This is a genomic window from Allobosea sp. OAE752 (genome assembly GCF_050433265.1).
GTDB lineage: Bacteria > Pseudomonadota > Alphaproteobacteria > Rhizobiales > Beijerinckiaceae > Allobosea > Allobosea spartocytisi.
Genome location: NZ_JBNPXO010000007.1, coordinates 188,459 through 203,406, shown reverse-complemented (window position 1 = coordinate 203,406; position 14,948 = coordinate 188,459). Strand labels below are relative to the sequence as shown.

General features: G+C 66.5%; 16 protein-coding genes. 11 read left to right on the top strand and 5 right to left on the bottom strand.

Features of this window, described 5'->3' with window-relative positions:
* Positions 1-134: 134 nt before the first annotated feature.
* From trhA to GGC47_RS19185, 4 genes are all read right to left on the bottom strand, one after another.
* The gene (gene trhA / locus GGC47_RS19200; protein ID WP_038357677.1) at positions 135-797 is read right to left on the bottom strand and encodes a PAQR family membrane homeostasis protein TrhA; all 663 of its coding nucleotides are present in this window, start codon (positions 795-797) and stop codon (positions 135-137) included.
* Positions 798-885: 88 nt separating this feature from the next.
* Positions 886-1,563, bottom strand: coding sequence for a GntR family transcriptional regulator (locus GGC47_RS19195; protein WP_248311052.1), 678 nt, complete (start codon positions 1,561-1,563; stop codon positions 886-888).
* Positions 1,564-1,817: 254 nt separating this feature from the next.
* A complete protein-coding gene (locus tag GGC47_RS19190; RefSeq protein ID WP_429068599.1) occupies positions 1,818-2,627 on the bottom strand; it encodes a sugar phosphate isomerase/epimerase family protein in 810 nt (269 codons plus the stop codon).
* 7 nt (positions 2,628-2,634) lie between these two features.
* Positions 2,635-3,375 (bottom strand): SDR family NAD(P)-dependent oxidoreductase, encoded by a 741-nt coding sequence (locus GGC47_RS19185; protein ID WP_142023351.1) that lies wholly within the window; start codon positions 3,373-3,375, stop codon positions 2,635-2,637.
* Positions 3,376-3,528: 153 nt separating this feature from the next.
* On the opposite strand from GGC47_RS19185, the gene GGC47_RS19180 reads away from it, so the two are divergent.
* The 11 genes from GGC47_RS19180 (at position 3,529) to GGC47_RS19130 (ending at position 13,979) form a co-directional block, all read left to right on the top strand.
* Positions 3,529-4,224, top strand: a complete 696-nt coding sequence (locus GGC47_RS19180; RefSeq protein ID WP_429068598.1) for a hypothetical protein — start codon at positions 3,529-3,531, stop codon at positions 4,222-4,224.
* Positions 4,225-4,377: 153 nt separating this feature from the next.
* Positions 4,378-5,208 carry a transporter substrate-binding domain-containing protein gene (locus tag GGC47_RS19175; RefSeq protein WP_038357674.1) on the top strand — a complete coding sequence of 277 codons (831 nt, stop codon included), beginning with the start codon at positions 4,378-4,380 and terminating at the stop codon, positions 5,206-5,208.
* Between the two features lie 94 nt (positions 5,209-5,302).
* Complete coding sequence (aroQ, locus tag GGC47_RS19170) at positions 5,303-5,737, top strand: type II 3-dehydroquinate dehydratase (protein ID WP_142023349.1); 435 nt, start codon at positions 5,303-5,305, stop codon at positions 5,735-5,737.
* Positions 5,734-6,792: a Gfo/Idh/MocA family protein gene (locus tag GGC47_RS19165; protein ID WP_142023348.1), complete on the top strand. Its 1,059-nt coding sequence runs from the start codon at positions 5,734-5,736 to the stop codon at positions 6,790-6,792. The genes aroQ and GGC47_RS19165 overlap by 4 nt, the downstream gene beginning before the upstream one ends.
* Positions 6,789-7,628, top strand: a complete 840-nt coding sequence (locus GGC47_RS19160) for an aldo/keto reductase (RefSeq protein WP_113252896.1) — start codon at positions 6,789-6,791, stop codon at positions 7,626-7,628. Before GGC47_RS19165 ends, GGC47_RS19160 begins: the two co-directional genes overlap by 4 nt.
* A 27-nt stretch (positions 7,629-7,655) precedes the next feature.
* Complete coding sequence (locus GGC47_RS19155; protein WP_112764774.1) at positions 7,656-8,318, top strand: amino acid ABC transporter permease; 663 nt, start codon at positions 7,656-7,658, stop codon at positions 8,316-8,318.
* Between the two features lie 11 nt (positions 8,319-8,329).
* On the top strand, positions 8,330-8,974 hold the full coding sequence (locus GGC47_RS19150) for an amino acid ABC transporter permease (RefSeq protein WP_038357668.1): 645 nt from the start codon (positions 8,330-8,332) through the stop codon (positions 8,972-8,974).
* A 65-nt stretch (positions 8,975-9,039) separates the two neighbouring features.
* Entirely contained in the window at positions 9,040-9,771 is a 732-nt protein-coding gene (locus GGC47_RS19145; protein ID WP_185748073.1) for an amino acid ABC transporter ATP-binding protein, read from the top strand.
* Between the two features lie 139 nt (positions 9,772-9,910).
* The gene (gene hemC, locus GGC47_RS19140) at positions 9,911-10,855 is read left to right on the top strand and encodes a hydroxymethylbilane synthase (protein ID WP_142023346.1); all 945 of its coding nucleotides are present in this window, start codon (positions 9,911-9,913) and stop codon (positions 10,853-10,855) included.
* A 205-nt stretch (positions 10,856-11,060) separates the two neighbouring features.
* Positions 11,061-12,611: an ABC transporter substrate-binding protein gene (locus tag GGC47_RS19135; protein ID WP_133565823.1), complete on the top strand. Its 1,551-nt coding sequence runs from the start codon at positions 11,061-11,063 to the stop codon at positions 12,609-12,611.
* Positions 12,612-12,635: 24 nt separating this feature from the next.
* A complete protein-coding gene (locus tag GGC47_RS19130) occupies positions 12,636-13,979 on the top strand; it encodes an MmgE/PrpD family protein (RefSeq protein ID WP_142023345.1) in 1,344 nt (447 codons plus the stop codon).
* Here the strand turns inward: GGC47_RS19130 and GGC47_RS19125 are convergent.
* Entirely contained in the window at positions 13,966-14,883 is a 918-nt protein-coding gene (locus tag GGC47_RS19125) for a LysR substrate-binding domain-containing protein (RefSeq protein WP_142023344.1), read from the bottom strand. The two genes, GGC47_RS19130 and GGC47_RS19125, sit on opposite strands and share 14 nt — an antisense overlap.
* Positions 14,884-14,948: the final 65 nt, after the last annotated feature.

Genomic DNA, 14,948 nt, shown 5'->3' with positions numbered 1-14,948 from the left:
CGGACGCGGGCGGCCAAGCTGCGTTCTGGCCAGCATCCATCCTACATGAAGAGACTTAGCACGAAGAATGCCAGCTTTCGGCGGTGAGCGACCAGCCGGACCGCCCGGTGCGAGACCTTGCCCGCGAGGCGCGCTCAGGCCACTGAGACGACCGCATAGGCCCGAAAGACGGCCCCATAGAAGCAGCCGGAGGCCACGAGCACGAAGCCGTGCCAGATCGCGTTCTGGAACGGCAGGCTTTCCCAGACGTGGAAGATGACGCCGATCGAGTAGAGCAGACCACCCGCGAGCATGAGCCAGAGGCTGGTCGCGGGCAATTCGGCGATGCTCTGCCACAGCAGGATGCCGCTCCAGCCGATGACGAGATAGAGCACGATCGAAAGCCGATCGAGCCGGCCGGGAAAGGCGAGCTTCAGCACGACGCCCAGGACCGACGCGGCCCAGACCACGGCGAGCAGGATCTGCGCCATGAGGCTCGAGCCGAGCTTCATCAGGAAGGGCGTATAGGTTCCCGCGATCAGCACATAGATCGCCGAATGGTCGAAGCGCCGGATCAGCCACTTCATCGGCGAGACCGGCCATAGATTGTAGATTGCCGAAACGATCAGCACGGCCAGCAGCGCGGTGCCGTAGATCGCGACGGGGACGAGATCAGTCAAGGGCGCCGCCGTGAGCACGCGCAGGATGAGCGCGGCCACCGCAACAAGGCCGAGCACGATCCCGAGCCCATGGACCACGCCATCGGCCCACAGCTCGGCGCGGCTGACATCGAAGCGCCCATGTCTCGGTTGCAGCAAATGATGCCCTTTCACGATCGCGCCATGCTGCGCGAATCCGGAGCAGAGCGCAAAGCGTCACTTTGACCTGTGTCGGCGCAGGCTTCGATCAGTCCAAAAGCGGAGCGAAATGCTCCAGCGACGGGCTTCGCGAGGCCCGGCTCGTCGCCACGCGCTCCTGCGACGGCTCGACGCTATAGCGTTTCGCCATCTTCAGGATGTGGTTCGAGAGCGCCTCGAGCGCCGCCGGCAGATCATCCTCTTCCAGCCTGGCGATGATCTCGAAATGCTCGGCGCTCGCTTCGCCACGGATCGAATCCGTGGAGCGGTGCGAGCGCAGCGCCGCGACCTTTCCCGAGACGAGCCGATAGGCATTGATCAGGTAGCTGTTGCCGCTGTTCTCGATCGACACGCCATGGAACGCCGTATCCCCGTGCGAGCTGCGCAGATGATCGCCGGCGAGGACGGCCTCCTGCATGCCCTGCGCGGCCGCCTTCAGCGCGGCGAGCGTCTCGTCACGCCGGCGCCGCATGGCCAGGCGAAGCGCCTCCGCCTCGATCATCAGCCGGAACTCGCAGAGATTCTCGATGTCCTCCTTCGTCGGCAGGAAGACGAAGCTGCCGCGCTGCGGCTTGATGTCGATCAGCCCCTGCTGCTCCAGCGCCGTCAAGGCTTCGTGCACCGGGCTGCGGCTGACGCCGAGCCTGGTCGCGAGCTTGTCCTCCGAGAGCGCGTCGCCGAGCTCCACCTCGCCGTCGACGATCGCCTGACGCAGGCGTTCGGTCACGCGCAAGGTCAGACCTCCCCGCTGTCTTGCACCCACCTCGCCACATCTCCTTCCTGGCCACCGGGGCCGGACGATGCCCGGCTTCTCCCCCCGGCGGCACGCCTCGGCGCGCGGTATCCGCCGCTAGAGCCGGATGATTTCAAATGGGATCACGAGGTGATCCCATTTGAAATCTGAATCCGTCTCTCACCTAAGAGTTGGAGCAGGATTTTCGCGAAAAACCGGTTCCCACTTTTTCGCATCCTGCTCCGAACTTAAAGCGCATCGAGGAAATTGCGCGTTCCGGCGATGCCCCGGCGCGCCTTTTCCACAAAGCTCAACGACGCGTCGCCGCGATGCGGCGTCTCGACGCTGATCGCGATGTCCGGCGGCAGCTCCGCCATCAGCTCCCCCAGCCACAGGCCGCCCTCACCCGGAATCATGCGCGCGCCGCGCGCCTCGGCGATGCAGCCGGCATCATCGGAAGGCTGGCTCGCGGGAGCGTCGCAGAGCTGGAGATAGAGCACCTTGTCCCGCAGCGCCGCGACCGCCGCCGGCCCGCCGCCGGAGCGCGACAGATGCAAGGCGTCGAGCAGGATGCCGACATTCCCGCGTCCTGACGCGGCGGCGAGCTGCGCCGCATCCTCGATGGTCGCCGCGGCGCGCCAGCGCATGAACTCGATCGCGATCGCGATGCCGTGCCCGCCGGCGACATCCGCGATCCGCCCGAGATTGTCGGAGGCCCGCGACAGATCGGGATCCTCCGAGGTGATCTGCATCAGTGGCATGCCGAATTCCGCCGCCGTCTCGATGACGGGCAGCCAGGACTCAATCGCTGTGTCCGCTCGGAGGGTGAAGACCTCGCCATCGAGAAAGCCGATCCCGAGATCGGCGGCCGTCGTCCGGATCTCGCGGATCAGCGCCTTGTCGCCGACGATGGGATGCGCAAGCTCGAGCCCGAGCGGCGCGATCAGCCTGAGGCCGGCTGCGTCGTAGCCGGCCACCGCGGCGCAGCGGACATGCTCGACCGGCGGGCAACCCTGGACGGTGAGATAAGCCAGCGACAGGCTGTGCTGCTTGTACATGCCGTCCTCAATAGGTCGCGCGGCCGCCCGAGACGTCGAAGACGGCGCCGGTCGAGAACGAGCACTCCTCCGACGCCAGCCAGCCCGCCAGCGCCGCCACCTCCTCCGCCTGTCCGAGCCGGCCGACCGGAATCTTGGACACGACATAGGCCCTGAATTCGGGCGTGAGCTGCTGGAGCATCTCGGTCTCGATCGCGGCCGGCGTCACGCAGTTCACCCGGATCTGCGTGGTCGCGAGCTCCTTGCCGATCGACTTGGTCAGGCCGATCACGCCGGCCTTGGAGGCGGAATAGGCGACCGCGTTGGGATTGCCCTCCTTGCCGGCGATCGACGCCATGTTGACGATGCGGCCATAGCCCGTCTTGAGCATCTCGCGCACCGCCGCCTGGCAGCAATGGAAGACGGCGTCGAGATTGAGCGACATGACGAAACGCCAGCCCTCGCTGGGATACTCCGCGAACGGGGCCAGCGGCCCGTTATGGCCGGCGCAGGTGACGAGGATGCCGAGCGGGCCGAGTTCTCCGACGACGCGGGTCGTCGCACCCGCGACCGCCTTCTCGTCGGTCACGTCGACCGCATAACCCCTGGCGCCCGGCAGCTTCGCGGCCGCAGCGACGGCGCGGTCGCCGTCGATATCCCAGATCGCGACCTTGTGGCCTTTCGCGGCCAGGCGCGCAGCGATCGGAAAGCCCAGCCCGCCTGCCCCTCCCGTCACGATCGCGACGCGCGGTGTCTCGCTTCCCTGCATTTCATCCTCCCGGGAGCCGGGCCCTTCTGACAACGGGCACTTGACTCATTCGACATACTAACATTCTAGTAGGTTAGTTGGAGAGGAAACGAGCTCCTTGTCAAGCGGCCGATTGCAGAGCCCGCAGGCAGGAGCGTCTGAGAGACGGGTACGATGGGACTGAAGGGATCAGCTTTCCTCGCGATCTGGCACGATATCGCCGAGGGCGGACATGAAGCCTATATCGAGTGGCACACGCGCGAGCACATGCCGGAACGGCTGTCGATTCCCGGCTTTCGCACGGGCAAGCGCCTGCATGCGCCGCAGGCAGACCGCCATGTCTTCGGGACGATCTATGCGGCCGATGATGTCGAGGTCTTCCGCTCCCCGGCCTATCTCGAACGGCTGAACAATCCCACGCGCTGGACGGCGGAGATCGCGCCGAGCTTCCAGAATTTCCTGCGCGTCGCCTGCGACAGGGTCGCGTCGGCCGGGACCGGCGACGGCGGCAGCATGGCGACGCTGCGCTTCGATTTCGCGGAGGCCGGCAGCGGCGCAGTCCTGCGACAGGCGGCGCAGGGCCTCGTCGATGCCGTGCTCGCCCTGCCCGGCGTCGCCTGCGTCCATCTCGGGATCGCCCGCAGCGAGGTTTCCGGCGTCCGCACCCGCGAGACGGAGCTGCGCAGCGCGATGGCGGAGAGAGGCTTCGACGCCGTGCTGCTGCTGGAAGGCGCGTCCCAGGCCGGAATCGAGGCGGCCCTGCCCGAGGCACAACGGCTAGCGATAGCCACCGGGGCTCTCGCGGCACCCCGCGCCGATGTCTACGAAACCGCCTTCAGCCTCACCAGCGAGGATATGCAGGCGCAATAACCGCGCACAGCCTCGCGCGGGATGAACGACCCCGAAAGCCGGATTCAGCTTCCAGGCTTTCGACGAGGGGCAAGAGATCGAAGCGGCAACGCTTCGAGGTCAGGCAGCCGGCCCAAGAAGCCGGCGACATATCAGCACATCAGAGGAGGATTCATGTTGGGCATTTCTTCACTTCGCGCCGCCGCATTTGCCTTGGTGGCAGGGCTCGGCTTCGTCGGCGCCACCGCGCAGGCCGACGCCCAGTCGCTCGAAAAGATCAAGAAGGCGGGCGTCATCCGCATCGGCGTGATGGGCGAGCAGGCTCCCTGGGGCTCGATCGACGCGAGCGGCCAGAACATCGGCTACGACGTCGATGTGGGCCGGCTGATCGGCGAGGAGCTCGGCGTCAAGGTCGAGTTCGTGCCGAACGCGGTGGCCGCCCGCATCCCCAACCTGCTGACCAACAAGGTCGATCTGCAGATGGCCGTGATGGGCATGTATCCCGACCGCGCCAAGGCCGTGCAGTTCTCGAAGCCCTATTCGGGCCTGAAGATCATCCTGCTCTCCAGCAAGAAGAACAAGATCGAGACCATCGAGGATGCCCGCAACCTGCGCATCGGCGTGCCGCGCGGCGCCGCGCAGGACAAGTCGATCACGACGCTGCTCGGCGACGTCCCCAATATCCGCCGCTTCGACGACGACAGCTCGACGATGCAGGCCCTGGTCTCCGGCCAGGTCGATGCGATCGGCGGCAACACGACCTACAAGATCAATCTCGACAGGGCCTCGCCCGGCAACGACTACGAGCAGAAGCTGGTCTTCAACGAGCAGTGGCAGGGCATCTGCACCAAGCTCGGCGATGCCGAGATCAATGCCTGGCTCAACCAGTTCATCGACAAGGTCGCGGCCGATGGCCGGCTCGCGAAGATCAGCGAGAAATGGCTGGCCCAGCCCCTGCCGAGCTTCCCGGCTGCCGTCGAGGGCGTGCCCTTCACCGTGAAGTGACGGGCCGCACCGAGCGCCACCCGCCCCCCCTTAAAACGAGACGCGACCGCATCCATGCGGCCGCGGCCGGCTGCCGATCTCGCCAGGAACCGCCATGCGAACGATCTTCATCCTGAACGGGCCGAACCTCAATCTGCTCGGCCAGCGCGAGCCCGAGATCTACGGCCGCACCACCCTCGACGAGATCCGGGGCTGGTGCGAGGCCGATGCAGCCGAGCTCGGTCTTGCCATCGACTTCCGCCAGTCGAATTTCGAGGGCGAGATCATCGAGGCGGTCCATGCCGCACGGAAGGATGCCGCCGGCATCATCATCAATCCGGCGGGCTATACCTTCACCTCGATCGCCATACTCGACGCGCTCAAGATGTTCGATCGCCCGAAGATCGAACTGCACATCTCGAACATCCATCAGCGCGAGGCGATCTACCACAACTCGCTGGTCTCGAAGACGGCCACCGCCGTAATCGCCGGGCTCGGCGCCTATGGTTATCGGCTCGCATTGCGCGCCATGGCAGAGCTGACCCGATGATCCGCATCGCCCTGCTTGGAGCGGGCCTCATCGGCCGCGAGCACGCGGACCTGATGGCGTCGCATCCCGACATCGCCATCGCCGCCATCTGCGACCCCTCCCCTGAGGCCGCGAAGCTGGCCGAGCGGCTGTCGGTGCCGTACCGGTCCGACTATGTCGCCATGCTCGACGAGTTGCGCCCCGACGGCGCGATCATCGCGCTGCCGAACCAGCTCCACGCCCCGGCCGCGCTGGCCTGCATCGAACGCGGCATCGCCTGCCTGATCGAGAAGCCCGTTGCGGAAAGCATCGCTTCCGCCGCCCGGATCGTCGAGGCGTCCGAACGCACCGGCGTGCCGGTGCTGGTCGGCCATCAACGCCGCCACAGCCCCGACATCCGCGCGGCCAAACAGGCGATCACAGCCGGCGAGCTCGGCGACATCGTCGCCGTCAACGGCATGACGCTGTTCGACAAGCCGGCCAACTATTTCGACGTCGCCTGGAGGAAAAGCGCCGGCGGGGGCGTGCTGCTCATCAACCTGATCCACGACATCGACATCCTGCGCCATCTGGTCGGCGAGATCGACAGCATCCGCGCCTTCACCTCCCATGCGCGCGGCTTTGCGGTCGAGGATGGAGCGAGTCTCTCGATTCGCTTCGCCAATGGCGCGCTGGGCAGCTTCATCATCTCCGACAACGCCGTCAGCCCCTGGGCCTGGGAATACAGCTCCGGCCAGGCGCTCTACCATCCCACGCAGCCGGGGCCTTGCCTGTTCCTGGCCGGGCGCAAGGCTGCCCTGTCGGTCTCGGACATGTATCTGTGGCGTCACGAGCGCGACGACGAACACTGGCAGCACCCGCTGGCGCGGCATTACCGCGGCGCTGCCGGCCTGCCGACCTATGTCGCCCAGCTTACCCATTTCGCCGCCGTCGTCAGGCGGGAGCAGCAGCCGTTGATCACCGCCCGGGACGGCATGGCCACGCTGGCCGCGACGCTCGCGGTCGATCTTGCCGCCCGCGAAGACCGCACAGTCACGCTGGCGGAGATGCTCGCACAAGGAGGAGCAGCCCCATGACCGGCACGATCGCAGCGACGACCAAGACGATCCAGGGCGAGGTCATTCCGGCGCTGGGGTTCGGAACCTTCGAGATCACCGGCCCGGCCGGCGAGGCGGCGATCCGTACCGCGATCGATCTCGGCTACCGGCAGATCGATACGGCGATCCGCTATGGCAACGAGGCCGAGGTCGGGCGGGCGATCCGCGCCTCCGGCGTACCGCGCGGCGAGCTCTTCGTCACGACCAAGATCTGGTTCAACGACCTCGCGCCGGAGACCGTCCATCGCCGCGTCGACGAAAGCCTCGACCGGCTCGGGCTCGACCAGGTCGACCTGCTGCTCGTCCACTGGCCGACGAAGGATGTCCCGCTGGCTGAGACGCTGGCAGCCTTCGCCGAGGAGAAGCGGAAGGGACGCACGCGATTGATCGGCGTCAGCAACTTCCCGGTCGCGCTGCTCGACGAGGCGCTGGAGATCCACAAGGCCGAATTGTTCTGCAATCAGGTCGAGTATCACCCCTTCCTGTCGCAGGAGAAGCTGCTGGCCCGGATGCGGCGCGCCGGCATGCTGCTGAACGCCTACCAGCCGATCGCGCGCGGCAAGGTCTTCGACAACGATCTGCTCAATGCGCTCGGCCGCAAATACGGGAAGTCGGCGGGACAGGTGACGCTGCGCTGGCTGGTCCAGCAGGATGGCGTCGGCGCGATCCCGCGCTCGTCCAAGCCCGAGAACATGCGGGCCAATCTCGAGATCTTCGATTTCGAGCTGTCGCCGGAAGACATGGCTGCGATCCACGGGCTTGCGCGCGGCCAGCGCTATTCCAGCTTCGAGTGGGCGCCCGCCTGGGATGACTGAGACAAAGCGCACCGCAAGGGAAGAACGATGACTCTCGACTTCAGCGTCGTGGCCGACGCCTGGAAATCGCTGCTGTTCGGAGCGCTGGGAACCTTGTTCCTGGCCTTTTCCGGCATGGTCATCGCCATGGTCGTCGGTGTCATGGGCGTGGTCATCCTGCGGATGCAGATGCGGATCCCCTCGCTGCTGGTGACGCTCTTCGTCGAGATCATCCGCAACACGCCGTTTCTGGTGCAGATCTTCTTTCTGTTCTTCGCGCTGCCGCTCGCGGGCGTCCGCCTGAATCCGACGGTCACGGCCATCCTGGCGCTCGGCCTCAATGGCGGCGCCTATGCGATCGAGATCATCCGCGGCGGCGTCGAGAGCATCCCGAAGGGGCAGACGGAAGCCGGCCTGGCGCTCGGCCTGCACAAGCATGAGGTCTTCCGGCTGATCGTGCTCATCCCGGCGCTGCGCGCGATCTACCCGTCGCTCGCCAGCCAGTTCATCCTGCTGACGCTGACCACGGCGATCTGCACCTCGATCTCCGCCTATGAACTGACCTCGGTCGGCCAGCGCATCGAGGCGGAAACCTTCCGCAGCTTCGAGGTCTATTTCACGCTGACCTCGATCTATCTGGTGATCTCGCTCGTGACGATGTGGCTGCTCGCGGCGCTGGGTCGCTGGGCCTTCAGCTATCCGCAGCGCTGAGGAGGCAGGACATGGGCATCCAGGAACTGACCTATCTGCTGCAAGGCCTGCTCTGGACCTTGTTCCTCACCGTCATCGGCTTCGTCGGCGGCATCCTGTTCGGCATCGTCGTCGCGGTGCTCAGGGTTTCGCCTTCGCCCTGGCTGCGGATTCCGATGATCTGCTGGATCGGGGTGTTCCAGGGCACGCCGCTGCTGATGCAGCTCTTCGTCGCCTATTTCGGCCTGCCGCTGCTCGGCTTCAACTTCCCGGCCTGGGCCGCCGTCTCGGTCGCGCTGACGGCGCATGCCTCGGCCTTCCTCGGCGAGATCTGGCGCGGCGCGATCCAGGCCGTGCCATCAGGCCAGAGCGAGGCCGCCAATGCGCTCGGCCTGCCCGGCTGGAGCCGGATGGTCGACGTCGTCATGCCGCAGGCCTTCAAGCTCTCGCTGCCGGCGACCGTCGGCTTCCTCGTGCAATTGCTGAAGGGGACGTCGCTTGCCGCGATCGTCGGCTTCATCGAATTGACCAGGGCCGGCACCATCGTTTCCAACCAGATCTACAAGCCCTTGCTCGTCTTCGGCGTGGTGGGCGCGCTGTACTGCGCCATGTGCTGGCCGCTCTCGCTCTGGGGCCGCAGGCTCGAGCAGCGAATGGCGGCCGGGGCGGCAAAATGAGGGAGATCGACATGACCCGGACCCATGACAGCACCAGCCGCGCCGCCCAAGAAACCGCCGCTCCGATGATCGAGATGCGGCAGGTCGAGAAGTTCTACGGCCCGTTCCATGTCCTCAAGGGCATCGACTTCTCGGTCACCAAGGGCGAGAAAATCGTGCTTTGCGGCCCCTCCGGCTCGGGCAAGTCGACACTGATCCGCTGCATCAACCATCTCGAACCGATCGCGAGCGGAGAGATCACGGTGGCTGGCCACCGGCTGAGCGACAGCCAGGACGCCGTCGATGCCGTGCGCCGCGAGGTCGGCATGGTGTTCCAGCAGTTCAACCTGTTTCCGCACAAGACGGTGCTGGAAAACTGCATCCTCGCGCCGATGCGGGTGCGCAAGCTCTCGCGCGCCGAGGCGGAAGAGACCGCCCGGAAGTACCTGGAGCGGGTGCGCATCGACGACCAGGCTGCGAAATACCCGGCCCAGCTCTCGGGCGGCCAGCAGCAGCGCGTCGCGATCGCGCGCGCCTTGTGCATGGAGCCCAAGGCCATGCTGTTCGACGAGCCGACCTCGGCGCTCGATCCGGAAATGGTCAAGGAAGTGCTGGACACGATGGTGTCCCTGGCGCGCGACGGCATGACCATGATCTGCGTCACCCATGAAATGGGCTTCGCGCGCCAGGTGGCCGACCGCGTGATCTTCATGGCCGATGGCGAGATCGTCGAGGAGAACGCGCCGGACGCGTTCTTCTCGAACCCGCGGCACGAGCGCTCGCGTGCCTTTCTCGGGGAAATCCTCGCGCATCATTGAGCAGATCCGCCGGACATTGGCGGCCTGCCCGCATTCAGTCGCGGCTCGTTCCCGCATGGCGGCACTAGGCGCGCCGGGTGAGCGATGTTACAGCCCCGGTCACATTGGGCAGTCCGCTACCTGAATTCGGAAAGAACAAATGTTGCTTCGAGTCGGCACCCGCCGAAGCCCGCTGGCGATGGCTCAGACCAACTTCGTCATCGGTCTGATCAAGGCGGCATTCCCGGAGATCGAATTCGAGATCCGATCGGCTTCGACCGTCGCCGATCGCGACAGGGTGTCGGAATTCCACCAGTTTCGCATGGTCGGCGTCTTCACGACCGAGCATGAGGAACAGCTTCTTCGCAACGAGGTGGACTTCGTCGTCCATTCCCTGAAGGACCTGCCGACGACCCTGCGCGACGGGCTCGTGCTCGCCGCCGTGCCCAAGCGCGAAGATCCGCGCGACGCTCTCTGCGGCGCGACGCTGGAAAGCCTGCGTCCCGGCGCACGGGTCGGCACAGGCTCCTTGCGCCGGCGCGCGCAGATCCTGAGCCTGCGGCCGGACGTGACGGTCGTGCCGATCCGCGGGAATGTCGGCCCCCGGCTGGCCAAGATCGAGGGGGACGACGCCCTCGATGCCGTGATTCTCGCCGAGGCCGGCCTGAGGCGCCTCGGCCTCGCCGATGCGACGACCGAGACGCTCGATCCCCATGCCTTCCCTTATGCCGTCGGCCAGGGCGCCCTCGGCATCGAGGCGCGCGCGCAGGACAGCGACATCCTCAAGGTGCTGCAGGCCATCCAGTGCCCGCAGACGCGCGCCGAAGTCGATGCCGAGCGCGCTATGATGCATACGCTGGGAGCAGGCTGCAGCCTGCCGGTTGGGGCCTGCGCCAGCTGGAAGGACGGCCGGCTGACGCTGCAGGCTCAGGTCACCTCGCTCGACGGGCAGGAGCGCATCATCGCCACCGAGGAAGGGCCGGCGGAGACAGCGGCCGATCTCGGCGTGGCGACCGGCGAGGCGCTGAAGACACAAGGCGGCACCAGGATCCTGGAAACCAGCTACCGGGAATTCAACAGCCACTTCAAGCTGTTCAAGTCCTGACACGACCCGCAGGCCCGTCCGGCCATCGGCATCGCAGCCTTTTCAAACGTCGCGGTATCGCGTCACCCGCGTGATGCCGTCGATGGCGGCTGCCGCGAGCCCCTCTTCTATAACCAATCAGAATACGCCCCACCCGATTTCGACTTGGACAGCCTGGGATCGCAGCGCCCAGACTGGAGCCAAGAAACAAAGTCGAGGGGATTGCATGATCAGGAACTCTGTCGTCGGGCTCGCCGGCCTGGTGCTCGCCGCCTGCCTGCCGGTCGCGGGCATGGCCCAGGAGACCGTGCTGCGCGTCGCCGGGGACGGCAACGTCTCGACGCTCGATGCGCACCGCGCCAGCTCCACCAGCGACAAGACCGTGATCGGCTGGATGTATAACGGCCTCGTCCGGTTCAAGCCGGGGAGCGCCGATCCGAAGGATATCGAGCCGGATCTGGCCGAGCGCTGGGAGCAGTCGCCGGACGGCAAGGTCTGGACCTTCCATCTCCGCCAGGGGGTCAAGTTCCATGGCGACTGGGGCACGCTCTCGGCAGACGATGTCGTCTATTCATTGCAGCGCTCGGCCGACCCCAAGCGCTCGACCTTCTCCTCGGATTTCGCGGCGATCGAAAAGGTCGAGAAGCTCGACGACCTCACGGTTCGGGTCACGCTGAAATATACGGACGTCAATTTCCTCGGCCGCGTCACGAACTACCATGGCGGCAACATCGTCAGCCGCAAGGCGGCCGAGGAGCTGGGCGACAAATTCGGCACGAATCCCGTCGGCACCGGCCCCTTCACCTATGTCGAGCAGGTGACCCAGCAATACGTCAAGCTCGCCGCCAACCCGAACTATTTCCGCGGCAAGCCGAAGATCGACAGCATCGTGATCCGCGCCATCCCCTCCGACAGCGCCCGCGAGCTCGCCTTCACCTCCGGCGAGGTCGACCTGATCTATGCCAAGCGCGAGCAGCGCTGGGTCGATTCCGCCCGCAAGCGTGCGGGCTTCAATGTCGAGATCTTCCGGCCCGGCGAATACCGGCTGCTGCACCTCAACCAGAGCCAGCCGCCGCTGGACGACATCCGCGTGCGCCGCGCCATCGCCGCCGCGGTCAATGTCGACGATCTCGTGCGCTATGTCGGCAAGGATGTCGGCCCCAAGGGCTGCTCGATCGTGCCGCCCGGCTATCTCGGCGAGGACTGCTCGGTCCGCTACGACTTCAACCTCGCCAAGGCCAAGGAACTGCTCGCCGAGGCCGGCCACAAGGATGGCGTGACGATCAAGGCCATCGTCTCGAACATCTCGGCGCAGCAGCCGATCATGGAGATCATCCAGGCGCAGCTCGCCAAGGCCGGGATCAAGCTCGAGATGCAGGTCGTCGACCACGCCACCTATCAGAGCCAGACGCGCAAGGATCTGAGCGGCCTGGTCTTTTACGGGGCGGCGCGCTTCCCCATCGCCGACACCTATCTCAGCGAGTTCTTCCATTCGCGGGCGACGGTGGGCACGCCGACCGCCGCGACCAATTTCTCGCACTGCAAGGTCGCCGACAAGGAGATCGAGGAAGCACGCACCGCGCCGGATGCCGACACGCAGAAGGCCCTGTGGAAGGAGGCGCAGCGCAAGATCATGGAGGATGTCTGCGCCATCCCGCTCTTCGAGCTGCGGCAGGTCTGGGCGCGCAGCGACCGGCTCGATCTCGGCTACGAACTCAAGGGCGCGATGAACCTCGCCCCGCCGATCACCGAAGCCACCACGCTGAAGCCGCGCTGAGGCGTCCGAGCCGGGAGCTCCGCCGTGGAGATCGTGCGACACCTCGCGGCCTCTATCGGTGCCGCCCGCCGCGAGCCCCTGACGGCGGAACTGCGGGAGGCGGCCTGCCGCAGCGTGCTCGATCTCGTGGCGGCCGCGGCCGCCGGCATCGCGGCGCCAGGCCCGCGCGCGGTTCGGCAGGTCGCGCGGGTGACCATGGCCGGCGGTGCCCTGCCCGTCTGGTTCACGGGGCAGAGCTCGGGCCTTGCCGGCGCGATCTGGTGCAATGCCTCGGCTTCCGCCGCACTCGATCTCGACGACGGGCACCGGATCGCGCGCGGCCATCCCGGAGCCGCGATCATCCCGGCCGCCTTCGCAGCGGCACAGGAGGCAGGGGCCACGACGGACGAGCTGCTGCAGGCGATCGTCGTCGGCTACGAGGTCGGCGTCGCGGTCGGCGCGGCCCGACGCTTCTATGCCAATACCGGGATGTGGTCGGGCTACGGCGTCGTCGCGGCCCTCGGCTTTCTGAGGCACACGCCGGCGGAGCAACTGGCGCATGGTTTTGCCATCGCCGGCATCAGCGCGCCCAACCAGCTCCATGCCGGGGCGGGGCCCGCCTTCCGCGCGCAGGAAGGCAGCGACGTCAAGGAAGGCATTCCCTGGTCGAGCGTGACGGCCGCGAACGCGCTGCTGCTGGCCGAGGCGGGACATACCGGCCCTCTGGCGCTCCTCGACAATGACGAGCATTTTTTGCTCGAAGGGCTGGCGGAGGGTCTTGGCCGACAGCATTGCATCGCGCGCAACTACATGAAGTTCCATGCCTGCTGCCGGCATGTCCATGCGCCGGCCGAGGCACTGCTGGACCTCCTCGCCGAAAACCGCATCGACCCGCACCGCATCGACGCCATCGAGGTCGCGACCTATTCCGGCGCCCTGCGCCTGGCGAACCGGCCACGGCCCCAGAGCTTCACCGATATCCAGTTCTCGATCCCCTATTGCCTCGCCCTGCTCGCAATCGACGGGCCGGAGGCGCTGCTGCCGCTGACGGAAGCGGCCGTCGACCGGCCCGAGATCGTCGCCCTCGCGGAAAAGGTCTCGCTGAGTCTCGACCCCGCGCTCGACGCCCGCTTTCCGGCTCAGACCCTGTCCCGCGTCACCATCCACACTGAGGGACGCTCCTTCGCCTCGCCCGTCACCGCGCCGCGCGGCGAAGCCTCGGATCCGCCGTCCTGGGCCGATCTCGAGGCCAAGCTGGAACGGGCCTGCCGGCTCGTCGCCACATCGGCGCAACGGCAGACGTTGCTTGTCGCGCTTCGCCGCCTGCGCGACGGCGATCACGCTCCGCTGCTGCAGGCCTTCGCGACCCTGAGGCTCAGCCCGGCGTAAGGATCGTCTGCGAAATCTCGGCCGCCACCTCGCGCGCACCCCGCAGAAAGGCATCGACCAGCCGGGCGTTGCGGCTGTCGCGGATGCGGCAGAGCTGGAAATGGAGCTGAACGCCCGGCTCGAAGCGCCGGATGGCAAGCTTGTCACGCAATCCGCCGACGATCAGCGGATGCACCAGCGAGACGCCCGTTCCCGCGGCGACGAATTCGCAGAGCGTGGGCGAGACGTTCGCCACCATGACGATGTTCGGCACGACGCCATGGGCATCCAGGACCCGGCCGATGCTCCGGCTGGTATGGCTTTCGGGATCGAAGGAGACGAAGGGAACGCCTTCGAGGTCGCGAGGCGTGATCACCTCCCGCGCCGCGAGCGGATGGTCGAGCGGCAGGATGCAGACGACCGGATGCGCCATGAGCGGCTCCGCCACGATATAGGGATTGTCGATCGGCGCGACGATCAGCCCGACATCGAGCTTGCGGGTGACGAGCCCGTCCGCGATCCATTGCGAGCTGCGCGACTGCACCGAACAGAACACCCCGGGCTGCGCCTCCAGGAAGCGCGAGGTCGCTTCCTGGATGAAGGAGCCCGACAGCGCCGGCATGACGCCGATCAGGAGCCGGCTCTGCTCGTCGCGGCGGATGGCCTCCACCGCATTCTCGACCTGGCGCACGCCCGCGAAGATGCGGTCGATCTCCTCATAGAGCCGCATGCCGCGCCGCGACGGCGCCAGCCGCCCCTTCACCCGATCGAAGAGCTGCAAGCCCGTATCGGCCTCGAGATGGGCGATCAGCTTGCTCATCGCGGGCTGCGAGATGTTCATCATCTCGGCAGCGCGGCTCACCGTGCCGTATTCGATGACCGCCTTGAAGGCTTCGACCTGACGCAGGTTGAGCCGCCGAACCATCGCATAACCCTGAAGAATAGGAACCAGCAAAAAACGACTTTGACGAAATACAAGATGGCTCCCTA